This window comes from Alteribacter populi (assembly GCF_002352765.1).
In the GTDB taxonomy this organism is placed as follows: Bacteria; Bacillota; Bacilli; order Bacillales; family Salisediminibacteriaceae; genus Alteribacter; species Alteribacter populi.
In genome coordinates this window covers 1025331-1037222 of sequence record NZ_KZ293963.1, presented here as the reverse complement: position 1 = coordinate 1037222, position 11892 = coordinate 1025331, and the positions used below count along the sequence as shown (strand labels likewise).

Annotated in this window: 10 protein-coding genes; all 10 read left to right on the top strand. The window is 40.5% G+C overall.

Going from position 1 to position 11892, the window contains the following annotated elements:
• The first annotated feature begins 186 nt into the window (after positions 1 to 186).
• The 10 genes from CDZ94_RS05065 (at position 187) to xerC (ending at position 11863) form a co-directional block, all read left to right on the top strand.
• The gene (locus CDZ94_RS05065; RefSeq protein WP_096435427.1) at positions 187 to 951 is read left to right on the top strand and encodes a ribonuclease HII; all 765 of its coding nucleotides are present in this window, start codon (positions 187 to 189) and stop codon (positions 949 to 951) included.
• A 39-nt stretch (positions 952 to 990) separates the two neighbouring features.
• A complete protein-coding gene (locus tag CDZ94_RS05060; RefSeq protein ID WP_096435426.1) occupies positions 991 to 2280 on the top strand; it encodes a hypothetical protein in 1290 nt (429 codons plus the stop codon).
• The gene (locus CDZ94_RS05055) at positions 2277 to 2561 is read left to right on the top strand and encodes an EscU/YscU/HrcU family type III secretion system export apparatus switch protein (RefSeq protein ID WP_096435425.1); all 285 of its coding nucleotides are present in this window, start codon (positions 2277 to 2279) and stop codon (positions 2559 to 2561) included. The genes CDZ94_RS05060 and CDZ94_RS05055 overlap by 4 nt, the downstream gene beginning before the upstream one ends.
• A gap of 73 nt (positions 2562 to 2634) precedes the next feature.
• Positions 2635 to 2820: a small, acid-soluble spore protein, alpha/beta type gene (locus CDZ94_RS05050; RefSeq protein ID WP_096435424.1), complete on the top strand. Its 186-nt coding sequence runs from the start codon at positions 2635 to 2637 to the stop codon at positions 2818 to 2820.
• A 379-nt stretch (positions 2821 to 3199) separates the two neighbouring features.
• Positions 3200 to 4363: an ADP-forming succinate--CoA ligase subunit beta gene (gene sucC, locus CDZ94_RS05045; RefSeq protein WP_096435423.1), complete on the top strand. Its 1164-nt coding sequence runs from the start codon at positions 3200 to 3202 to the stop codon at positions 4361 to 4363.
• A gap of 17 nt (positions 4364 to 4380) precedes the next feature.
• Positions 4381 to 5289: a succinate--CoA ligase subunit alpha gene (gene sucD, locus CDZ94_RS05040; RefSeq protein ID WP_096435422.1), complete on the top strand. Its 909-nt coding sequence runs from the start codon at positions 4381 to 4383 to the stop codon at positions 5287 to 5289.
• Positions 5290 to 5427: 138 nt separating this feature from the next.
• Entirely contained in the window at positions 5428 to 6297 is an 870-nt protein-coding gene (gene dprA / locus CDZ94_RS05035; protein ID WP_096435421.1) for a DNA-processing protein DprA, read from the top strand.
• Positions 6298 to 6863: 566 nt separating this feature from the next.
• Entirely contained in the window at positions 6864 to 8936 is a 2073-nt protein-coding gene (gene topA, locus CDZ94_RS05030; protein ID WP_096435420.1) for a type I DNA topoisomerase, read from the top strand.
• A 596-nt stretch (positions 8937 to 9532) separates the two neighbouring features.
• Positions 9533 to 10837: an FADH(2)-oxidizing methylenetetrahydrofolate--tRNA-(uracil(54)-C(5))-methyltransferase TrmFO gene (gene trmFO / locus CDZ94_RS05025; RefSeq protein ID WP_096435419.1), complete on the top strand. Its 1305-nt coding sequence runs from the start codon at positions 9533 to 9535 to the stop codon at positions 10835 to 10837.
• Positions 10838 to 10969: 132 nt separating this feature from the next.
• The gene (xerC, locus tag CDZ94_RS05020) at positions 10970 to 11863 is read left to right on the top strand and encodes a tyrosine recombinase XerC (RefSeq protein ID WP_321196080.1); all 894 of its coding nucleotides are present in this window, start codon (positions 10970 to 10972) and stop codon (positions 11861 to 11863) included.
• Positions 11864 to 11892 lie beyond the last annotated feature (29 nt).

Here is an 11892-nt window from a genome sequence, read left to right as displayed (position 1 = left end):
TCAGCAATCCATGAGATAGGCGGGTTTGGTAAAAGTTGTATTGATGTTACGGACAATGCTTTCTGCGGTCTATGCTTCAGCCTGTTGCTTTTCATTGCTGGAGTCGCCCTTTAAAAAAGAGCCTCTTTCTAAGGCTTGCTGTTAAAAACTGATGGAGCTACCGATATAAAAATAGAAGGTGATAAAATGAAGAAATTAACGATAAACCAAATTAAAAAGCGCCTCACAGAAAAACCGGAAGACACTTTTTTTCTGAAAGAGCTTGAGAGCGATACACGCCGAGGAGTTCAACAACTGTTACGTTCTCAGCAAAAACAACGAGAGTATGATCAAGAACTCAAACAGCAATTTACTAATATGAATACATATGAAAACAGCTTAAAAAAAGAAGGGTATTTACGTATTGCTGGTATTGATGAAGTAGGGCGCGGTCCATTGGCAGGTCCTGTAGTCGCAGCTAGTGTCGTTTTGCCGGATGATTTTTATTTGTTAGGGCTAACAGACTCAAAAAAGCTTTCAAAGCAAAAGCGGGAAAACTATGCTGCATATATCCATGAAAACGCATTGGCTGTAGGTATTGGTATCGCGACTGCTTCAGAGATTGATCAGCACAATATTTATGAAGCGACAAAAATTGCGATGTCCAGGGCGCTTGACAATATAAATTACCCTTGTGAGTATTTACTCTTAGACGCGATGAAGTTACCGGTAGATTTACCTCAAACTTCTCTCATTCAAGGGGATTCAAAAAGTATCAGTATTGCTGCGGCATCAGTTGTAGCGAAAGTAACGCGAGATGAAATGATGGAAGACTTAGCGGAAGTGTACCCTGCCTATCGTTTTGATAACCATATGGGTTACGGTACAAAAGATCACCTGGAAGCTCTTAACAAACACGGAGCTACAAAGGAGCATCGGAAATCATTTGCCCCAGTAAAAGCTATCCTTTAGCACGAGTTAATAAACCAATTTGAAAAAGGGGGGGCGGATATGGTTGAGTTAGGGAGTAGCAAATGGCTTGATCAACTTACGGCAACTCCAAAGAGAAACATTAGTCTTCGAGCGGGTCAACTTATACAAGGAAAGATCAAACAGCTCTACCCCGGCCAGGTTGCTCAGTTAAATTACGGTGGAACGAATCTCGCAGCCAAACTGGAGGTTCCTTTAGAGCGCGATCGTCATTATTGGTTCCGAGTCGTTTCTAGTGAAGGGATGCCGTTATTAAAAGTACTCGACAACACTCAACCCCTGCATACTGCTACAGACGGAGGTAAAGAAGGTGCGAGGGTTCTTGCTCAATCACTCAATATGCCGCTCGGCGGGACAGAAGAACGGATGATTCGCTTTTTTAGCGAACAAAAGCTCCCTTTTTCAAATCAGGAACTCGTTGACAGTGTTCGGCTTGCGCAAGCTTCTTCTTTATCGGAACAAAAAGCATTTCAACTTCTTTCAGTTATGATCGAGCGAGGTTTACCATTAACTAGGGAGACCTTTTTAAGTGTTGCATCTTTACAATCAGCAGAAAGCTTAGCTATCTTGATCGACAGTCTGGCGAAAAACATTGAAGGTGACGGGAGATTTGCTCGCCTTTATAACCTGCTCACATCGATGATGCAAGGAGGAGGGGCAAAGGAGAAAGCAGGAGGAAATACGCCGTTTCCTCCTCAACTCACTGCTTTCTTGCAACAACTAGGTCTTGATTATGAGTCACAGTTGAAACGACATGTAGTTGATGAACGCCCTTTGGAAACGAGATCATTAAAACAGGAACTACTGCATTTTCTTTCATCACAAAATGTTTCAGGTGAGCTAAAAGATTCTGCCAACGCGATCATTTATCGAATCACAGGGACGCAGCTGCTTGCTACAGAGCAACACCCATATTTGCATCAGCAGATCGTTCACCTTCCGTATAAAAATCATTCGCTCTTACAGGATGTCACTGTTCAATGGGAAGGACGAAAAAAGCGGAATGGGGATTGGGATAGTGATTTTTGTCGAATTCTTTTTTATTTAGATTTAGAGGCTCTAAAATCAACCGTAGTAGATGTACATATCCAAAACCGCGTCGTGTCATTGACGGTTTATAATGAAAATGCTATGTCTGAACAAGCCATTAATAGCTTAAGACCTCACTTGGAAAACGAGCTTTTTCGTCTTGATTACCAGCTCTCTTCTGTAAACTGGAAACAACCAGAAACTGTAAAGGAAATGATAAGTCAGTCGAAGTCGGCATACGAACTAGGCAGCGCCCCTTCAGGAGTTGATATTCGTATATGAAAAAATACAGCAAAGAGGTAACTGTAAAAGATTCACGGGCGGTCGCATTAAATTATGATCGTTCTAATAATAAAAGCCCGATCGTTAAAGCAAAAGGGAGAGGTTACGTAGCAAAAAAAATTATTGAGCGTGCGGTTGAACAGCAATTGCCGATCCAGAGGGATCCTTCACTTGTAGCGGTTTTAAGTGAACTAGAAATGAACGAAAAAATACCGGAAGATCTTTATCAGGCAGTCGCTGAAATTTTCGCGTTTGTTTATCGGCTCGATAAAAGCAAATAATTCCCAGTTTGAAACACTCGCCTCCGGAAAAAATAAAAGGGATTGCGATCATTCTTATAGGAGGTCAGTCTTTATGGTGGAAAAAAACCAGCAGTTTCGAAACGGTTTACTTGTAGATGGTGTGGAAGAATACATGAACTCTTATCGTGAAGAAATTGCACAAGAGTTCGGGGTTTACAGAGCAGCGGGCGAATCTGATCAGATTACGCAAAATGCTACCCGCAAAGTCATCGACCAAATGAAGAAGAAAGACCGCTAAAAAAGTAGGCAGAAAGAGAGGGCAGACTCTGGACCACTGTTCAGTATCTGGCCTTTCTTTTTGTTTGGTTCTCTTATAAAAGCTTGTTGCTAGAGCATTGATTTAGCGGGCATTAAATTTAAAATATTTTTTTTGAGCGTTTATACACAAAATTGTCGAAAAGTATAGTAAAATAAAAACTGTGTGACGAAACAAGAAACAATCGAGTGCGAAATCTTGATTCACACACGAATAATAGACAAATTTTTATTTACTGAAAAAGGATTTGTGAAAAATGTATCGAATCCTGTAGTAGTCCGTGTTCAAAAAGGAGAACTTTTTGAACAGTCTTTAGTGTAGCAAGTTAACTGAAATGGACAATTAAGTTAGGAGGATGGCAATGAATATCCATGAGTATCAAGGTAAGGAATTATTAAGAAACTACGGTGTCGCAGTTCCTAACGGAAAAGTTGCTTATTCAGTAGATGAAGCTGTAGAAGCAGCCCAGTCGTTAAGCACAGATGTAACCGTTGTCAAAGCGCAAATCCACGCAGGTGGCCGAGGAAAGGCCGGTGGAGTTAAAGTAGCGAAAAATCTAGATGAAGTTCGTACATATGCCGATGAAATTCTCGGTAAAACATTAGTCACACACCAAACAGGACCAGAAGGTAAGGAAGTTAAGCGCTTACTCATCGAAGAAGGCTGTGACATTAAAAGTGAGTATTACATCGGTCTAGTCGTCGATCGTGATACGTCACGTATTGTTATGATGGCATCCGAAGAAGGCGGAACTGAAATTGAAGAAGTCGCCGCGGAAACACCTGAAAAAATCTTTAAAGAAGTGATTGATCCTGTCGTAGGATTAATGCCTTATCAAGCGCGTCGTTTGGCGTTTAATATTAATATCCCGAAAGAATTAGTTCGTGATGCAGTAAAGTTCATGATGGGACTATATAAAGTTTTTGAAGAAAAGGACTGCTCAATTGCTGAAATTAACCCGCTAGTAACTACCGGAGACGGAAAAGTGATGGCATTAGATGCGAAGCTTAATTTCGATTCCAATGCACTTTACCGTCAAAAGGATATTTTAGAATTCCGTGATCTAGATGAAGAAGACCCAAAAGAAATCGAAGCTTCAAAATATGACTTAAGCTATATCTCGTTAGATGGAAACATCGGCTGCATGGTTAATGGTGCTGGACTTGCGATGTCAACGATGGACATTATTAAGCATTACAGTGGCGATCCTGCGAACTTCCTTGATGTTGGCGGCGGTGCGACGAAGGAAAAAGTAACGGAAGCATTCAAAATTATTCTTTCCGATAAAAGTGTAAAAGGAATTTATGTCAACATTTTCGGTGGCATTATGAAGTGTGACGTTATTGCTGAAGGTGTTGTTGCAGCAACGAAGCAAGTAGGATTGGAAATTCCACTCGTCGTTCGTTTAGAGGGAACAAATGTAGAATTAGGAAAGCAAATTCTTGAGGATTCCGGGTTGAACATTACAGCAGCTGGTTCTATGGCTGATGGTGCAGAAAAAATCGTTTCTCTTGTTAAAGAGTAAGAAAGGACGTGTAGCAGATGAGTATCCTGATTAATAAAGACACAAAAGTAATTGTACAAGGTATTACTGGAGCGACTGGCTTATTCCATACGAAACAAGCCATTGAATATGGAACGAACGTTGTTGGCGGGGTAACACCAGGTAAAGGCGGTACTGAAGTAGAAGGTATTCCAGTTTTTGATACGGTTTCTGACGCAGTAGAAAAAACGGGTGCTAATGCTTCTGTCGTCTATGTTCCACCTGCATTCGCCGCAGATGCGATTTTGGAAGCAACTGATGCAGAAATCGATCTCGTTATTACGATTACAGAAGGTATTCCTGTAACGGATATGATCAAAGTAAAGCGTTATATGGAAGGGAAACATACACGTTTAATCGGACCAAACTGTCCTGGTGTCATCACGCCTGAAGAATGTAAAATTGGAATCATGCCTGGTTACATTCACAAAAAAGGACATGTGGGTGTTGTGTCCCGCTCTGGTACATTAACTTATGAAGCGGTTCACCAGCTTTCAACTGAGGGCATTGGTCAGTCCACTGCTGTAGGTATTGGCGGTGACCCAGTAAACGGTACGGACTTTATCGATGTATTGAAACACTTCAATGAAGATGAAGATACACATGCTGTTATTATGATCGGTGAAATCGGCGGTACAGCAGAAGAAGAAGCAGCAGAGTGGATCAAAGAAAACATGAACAAACCTGTTGTAGGCTTTATTGGCGGTCAAACAGCACCTCCAGGGAAACGTATGGGACACGCAGGTGCAATTATTTCCGGTGGTAAAGGTACGGCATCGGAAAAAATTAAAACTCTTGAAAGCTGTGGTGTGAAAGTTGCTCAAACGCCTGCAGTTATGGGAGAAACTTTAATTTCATCATTAAAAGAAAACGATATTTATGAGCAATGTGTAACGCATAAAGTTTAAATTTACCATCTCCCTCGGACTAATGTCCGGGGGAGCCTCTTCTTATTTCCCGCACATTCGTTTTCCGCGTATTCTGAACATCTCCGAATAATTATCAACTTTTCCCCCAATCAAACCTCTGAAAAGGCAGGTGCCCCAATGGAAGCACTCCGGTTAAGAATTTTCCACCTTCATCATGCCACAAATGTTGATGCTATTCTCCTGAGTAAAATGTACCAGATTGATCCAACTTTAAAAGCGCCTTATTTTATGAGCGCATCTGATTTAGCCCAAACCTTCCTTATTTCCCTAAAAAGAGCTACTAAGATCTCAACCTTCCTTCAGCAACAATCAATCGAACAATTAACAGAAGAATATGCGCGCAGAGAAATTCAATGGATCACTCGTTTGGACGCTGACTTTCCTCCGCTTTTACAAACGATTTATGATCCTCCGTGGATCTTATTTTACTGTGGAAATATTCACTTAATAGCCAATCAAAATCCATTAGCCGTTATTGGTGCAAGAAAGCCTTCTAGTGAGGCGGAGCCATTGATGAAAGCGATTATATCTCCTTTAATAAAAAAAGGCTTGATCATCGTTTCAGGACTGGCAGAAGGTGTTGATGGGATGGCCCATAAGCTTGCGATCCACCATCAAGGGGATACAGTAGGTATTCTAGGGTCGGGATTTGACCATATCTATCCAAGGTCGCATACTTCCCTTGCCAAATATATGATGAAAAAACAGTTAATTATAAGTGAGTATCCTCCAGCAATACGACCGCAAAAGTGGCATTTTCCTCAACGTAATCGCTTGATCAGCGGCTTAAGCAAAGCTGTACTGATCGTAGAGGCGCGCGAAAAAAGCGGTTCTATGAATACAGCGAACTTTGCATTAGAACAAGGAAGGGAAGTATTCGCTATACCTGGATCACCGTTAAAAAAAGAAGCACGAGGCTGTTTACGCCTTATTCAAGAAGGAGCGAAACCCATTATCACAGCAGACGATATTTTAGAAGAATACTAAAGGCTGATTTTTAAAAGTCTCTAGTATTTTGAGTATTTTTTAAGCTCAAAAGATGAAGCAGGGAAAATTTATTTACCCTGCTTCATCTTTAGAATTGGCTCTTTTCTAAAAGGTTGTTGCTAGTTGTTTTTTTGAGCGTTAGGCAAGCGCATGCTTGTACTGTCACGAATAGATGAATAGGGCTCAAAAAACAAATAGGTATACCCCTTTAAAAGAAGAATATTAAAAAAAGAGGTATGGAATATAAAAAAAGGTGAATAAATATCAAACAAACACATTTCTTTCTAAAAATTCTAACAGAAAATGGCTCGAATTCAGGAAGTAGAAAAGGAAATGAAACATGGAATATCCGTATTTTTCCGTTTTCGGGTTTGACAAACAGTAAAAGTGTAGTTAATAATAGGGAGGATTTTAATTTTACATTTTATGATGATGTTCAACTACGATGGAATGGTCTTCGTTGCATCGCTCTTCGTTCTAACTTGCGCTGACGTCTTTCGTTTTGAACACGTATTTTATTCGTGAATGTAGTAGACACTTTACCTCTGAAGGGGAGGAACAACGTTATGTCCGATTACTTAGTGATCGTCGAATCCCCAGCAAAAGCGAAAACGATCGGAAAATATTTAGGAAAGAAATATGCTGTGAAAGCCTCAATGGGTCATGTCATTGACTTACCAAAAAGTCAAATGGGTGTAAATGTAGAAGAAAACTTTACACCGAAATACATTACCATTCGCGGCAAGGGTCCGGTTTTAAAAGAATTAAAAACAGCAGCGAAAAAAGCAAAAAAAGTATACCTTGCTGCCGACCCCGACCGTGAAGGGGAAGCCATTGCCTGGCACCTCGCCCATAGCCTGAATATAGAGGAAACATCAAAATGCCGTGTCGTTTTTAATGAAATTACAAAACAAGCCATTAAAGATTCGTTTAAAACACCGCGAACAATTAATACAGATTTAGTGGATGCTCAACAAGCCAGACGTGTATTGGATCGACTTGTAGGATACAATATTAGTCCTTTATTATGGAAGAAAGTAAAAAAGGGGCTGAGTGCAGGGCGTGTTCAATCTGTTGCAGTGAAAATGATTATTGATCGTGAACAAGAGATCAACGCATTTCAACCGGAGGAATATTGGTCTATTGAAGCGAAGCTAAACAAAAGCGGAGAAACGTTTGATGCGAAGTTCTATGGAGTTAACGGGGAAAAGACGGATTTAAAAACAAAAGAAAATGTAGATGGCGTTCTCGGTCAAATGTCTGGAGATGAATTTACAGTCGACCGTGTAACGAAAAAAGAACGTAAACGAAACCCGGTCGTACCTTTTACGACATCCTCATTACAGCAGGAAGCTGCTCGGAAACTTAATTTTCGGGCGAAAAAGACAATGATGCTCGCCCAACAGTTGTATGAAGGTATTGATATAGGAAAAGAAGGTACAGTCGGTCTTATCACTTATATGCGTACGGATTCGACTCGTATTTCAGAAACCGCACAAAAAGAAACGAAAGAATATATAGAGCAAACCTATGGAAAAGAATACATTTCTTCGTCACAAAAAAAAGTGAAGCAAAATACGAAAGCACAAGATGCTCACGAAGCGATACGTCCTACATCTGTTATGAAAGATCCAAAGACAGTGAAGTCATATCTTTCGAGGGACCAGAACCGTTTGTACAAATTGATTTGGGAACGCCTCGTAGCAAGTCAGATGGCTCCTGCAATCATGGATACAATGTCCGTTGATTTAACAAATAACGGAGTTGTGTTTAGAGCAACGGGTTCTAAGTTGAAATTTCCTGGATTTATGAAAGTGTATATAGAAGGAAATGACGAAGGTAAAAAAGAAGAAGACCGTTTGTTACCTGATTTACATGAAGGACAGCAAGTGAGTATTGAAGACATTGACCCTAACCAACATTTCACCCAGCCCCCGCCACGGTACACCGAAGCGAGGCTTGTAAAAACGATGGAGGAATTAGGGATTGGCAGACCTTCTACGTATGCACCAACGTTGGATACAATTCAAAGAAGGGGCTATGTAGCACTCGAAGATCGCCGGTTTGTCCCTACTGAATTAGGTCAAATTGTTCTCGAATTAATCTTGGAATTCTTCCCGGAAATCTTAAATGTAGAATTTACAGCAAAAATGGAAACGGATCTCGACTCCATTGAAGACGGGAAAGAAAACTGGGTTAAAGTCATTGATCATTTTTATCATGACTTTGAAAAACGCTTGAAAAAAGCGGAAGAAGAAATGAAGGAAGTTGAAATACGTGATGAACCTGCAGGGGAAAACTGCGAAAAATGTGAAAACGAAATGGTCTTTAAAATGGGCCGTTACGGAAAATTTATGGCGTGCTCCAATTTTCCGGATTGCCGTAATACAAAACCGATAGTTAAGGAAGTCGGTGTGAACTGTCCAAATTGTAAAGAAGGCAATATCGTTGAACGAAAAAGTAAGAAGAAGCGGATTTTTTACGGTTGTGATCGCTATCCGGAATGTGAATTCATCTCTTGGGATAAACCGATTGCAAGAACGTGTCCGAAATGTGAAAAAATGCTTGTAGAAAAGAAAAGTAAAAAAGGAATCCACGTTCAGTGTTCTTCCTGTGATTATAAGGAAGAAATTAATTAACGGTGGATCTAATACTAGGAGGAGTCTCAAAAATTTCGTTTTAACTTTTTTGGGCATCCTCTTTCTTTATGGCTTTTTAACTTCAGTTGTTGCTTTTCCCGCAGGAGTCGACTGCCCTTCGCTCCAATCATTCATTATAAAAATGAATAGCCATTGTTTGACTTCATCAAGCAATATATAAATGTGATGAATCTACAAAGCACTATACCAGCGAAGGAAATACACATAGACTCCAGCGTGAGCCCACGGAAAGCGTAGTGTATTTCCGAAGCGGTGAAATATTAGACATGTCTGATTCCTTCGTAATTCTGAGCAAAGGAGATAATCATTTTGTTTTATTGTTTTTGAGTTGAAAAAACGCTCAAAACGCAACAAACTATACGAAAACAGCCTTCAAAAGCAACCTTTATTGAATGTTTAACCTTATAGTTGCATTTGCAAGCCCAATAAGGTATATTAGCCATCGGAACATGTACATACCACATGACAAGATTACTATTCTGTTTAAAATAAATGTGATGAGTTAACGGTTCATATTTTCTGAATCCGGGAGATATTGATCTCCGGTGTTTTTGTTTTTACAAGGAGGAAAAAAGATGACACAACATGTAAACGTAATAGGTGCAGGGCTTGCAGGAAGTGAAGCCGCTTGGCAACTGGCAAAAAGGGGAATTCAGGTTCATCTTTATGAAATGCGACCAACTAAGCAGACGCCTGCGCATCATACAGATAAATTTGCAGAACTCGTGTGCAGCAATTCTTTAAGAGCCAATGGGCTGGCAAACGCTGTTGGAATCTTGAAGGAGGAAATGAGAGTACTTGATTCTGTTATTATTCAATCCGCAGATGATTGCTCTGTTCCTGCGGGCGGCGCATTAGCCGTGGATCGGCATGAATTCGCACAACTTGTCACTGAACGGGTAAAAGGGCACGAAAATGTAACGGTTTATAATGAAGAAATCACTTCAATCCCAGAAGGACCGACAATCATTGCTACGGGCCCACTCACTTCGGAAAGTTTATCAAATGAATTAAAGGCTTTGACTGGTGAAGAGTATTTGTATTTTTATGATGCAGCGGCACCAATCTTGGAAACAGATTCTATTGATATGGAAAAAGTGTACTTGAAATCTCGCTACGACAAAGGGGAAGCCGCTTATTTGAATTGTCCGATGACAGAAGAAGAATTTGACCGTTTTTATGACTCCCTTATCTCTGCTGAAACAGTACCTGTTAAGGATTTTGAAAAAGAGATGTTTTTTGAAGGATGTATGCCGATTGAAGTGATGGCCAGACGAGGTAAGAAAACACTTTTATTTGGTCCAATGAAACCAGTTGGTTTAGAAGACCCTAAAACCGGCGAACGCCCTTATGCTGTTGTTCAATTACGACAAGATAACAGTTCGGGTACATTGTATAATATTGTAGGTTTTCAAACGCACATGAAATGGGGCCCGCAAAAGGAAGTATTTTCACTTATCCCTGGATTGGAAAATGCAGAAATCGTCCGCTATGGTGTTATGCATCGAAACACATTCGTTAATTCCCCAAACCTATTACGCCCGACATACCAATACAAGGAAAGGGACTCCTTGTTCTTTGCTGGTCAAATGACAGGGGTAGAGGGATATGTCGAATCAGCAGCCGCAGGACTTATTTCCGGTATCAATGCCGCGAAGCTAGTATGCGGGGAAGACCCTATCGTCTTTCCTGAGGAAACAATGATGGGGGCAATGGCAAATTACATTACGACCGCGAATCCGGATAACTTCCAACCGATTAACGCCAACTTTGGTCTGCTGCCACCTTTTGAAAAGCGAATTCGAAACAAAAAAGAGCGTAATGAAGCCCATGGTGAACGGGCAGTGACAACAATTCAGAATTTTGTGAAAAAAATGTAAAGTTTATTGAATAGGCTACTAAATTGTGTTACGATTTAGTAGCTTTCGTGATGATTGTACGATTATAGTTGGTCATTAAGCTTGATTCCACGGACAATGATTCTTAGAAAATAAGCTAAGGTGAAGGTATAAATGATGGAAGAATGGATAAAAAAGTTTATACAATACTTACAAATTGAAAAACAAGCTTCGGTACATACTGTGGAAAATTACCGAATCGACATCGATGATTTTACCCGCTATATTAAACAACAATCGCTTAGCCATTTCTCTGATGTTTCATATGAGGTCGTTCGCCTTTATTTATCCGACCTACATTCACATGAATATGCAAGAAAAACCGTAGCAAGAAAGCTTTCCTCACTGAGATCTTTTTATCGATTTCTGTTAAGGGAGGAAGCTGTTAGCGAGAATTCGTTTCTCTTAAGCTCTACGCCTAAAGGGGGATTCCGCCTACCGACGTTTTTGTATAATGAGGAGATGCAGGCTCTCTTTGATACAATAGAGGTTAAGGATTCTCTTGGACAACGAAATCTGGCTATACTTGAATTGCTGTATGCTACAGGGATTAGGATCAGTGAATGTGCAGGGGTGAACGTACTTGATCTTGACCGTGATCTAGGGACCTTGCTTGTCAGAGGGAAAGGGAAAAAAGAGCGATATGTACCTGTGGGTAGTTTTGCGATAGAGGCGATTGAAACTTATTTGAATGACGGCCGTAAAGAAATTATCGGAAGAAAAGAGTCACCTGATGCGTTGTTTTTAAACTATAGGGGTGGAAGGTTATCAGTGCGCAGTATGAGGACATTACTTAATAAAATGGTTGAGGACGCTTCTCTTACAGCGAGAATCAGTCCTCACGTATTAAGACATACCTTCGCCACACATATGTTAAACGCAGGTGCAGATCTTCGAACCGTTCAAGAACTTCTAGGGCATAGTCATTTATCCTCTACCCAAATATACACTCACGTTACAAAAGATCGATTACAAGAAGTCTATCGTCACTCTCATCCGCGAGCGTAAAAAAGTCGCTCGCTTTAGTTAAGGAGGTA

Coding starts and splice junctions, on each gene's coding strand:
- CDZ94_RS05050 (WP_096435424.1), top strand. CDS start 2,635: ATGGTGGAAAAAAACCAGCAGTTTCGAAACGGTTTACTTGTAGATGGT.
- sucD (WP_096435422.1), top strand. CDS start 4,381: ATGAGTATCCTGATTAATAAAGACACAAAAGTAATTGTACAAGGTATT.
- topA (WP_096435420.1), top strand. CDS start 6,864: ATGTCCGATTACTTAGTGATCGTCGAATCCCCAGCAAAAGCGAAAACG.
- trmFO (WP_096435419.1), top strand. CDS start 9,533: ATGACACAACATGTAAACGTAATAGGTGCAGGGCTTGCAGGAAGTGAA.
- sucC (WP_096435423.1), top strand. CDS start 3,200: ATGAATATCCATGAGTATCAAGGTAAGGAATTATTAAGAAACTACGGT.
- xerC (WP_321196080.1), top strand. CDS start 10,970: ATGATGGAAGAATGGATAAAAAAGTTTATACAATACTTACAAATTGAA.
- CDZ94_RS05065 (WP_096435427.1), top strand. CDS start 187: ATGAAGAAATTAACGATAAACCAAATTAAAAAGCGCCTCACAGAAAAA.
- CDZ94_RS05055 (WP_096435425.1), top strand. CDS start 2,277: ATGAAAAAATACAGCAAAGAGGTAACTGTAAAAGATTCACGGGCGGTC.
- CDZ94_RS05060 (WP_096435426.1), top strand. CDS start 991: ATGGTTGAGTTAGGGAGTAGCAAATGGCTTGATCAACTTACGGCAACT.
- dprA (WP_096435421.1), top strand. CDS start 5,428: ATGGAAGCACTCCGGTTAAGAATTTTCCACCTTCATCATGCCACAAAT.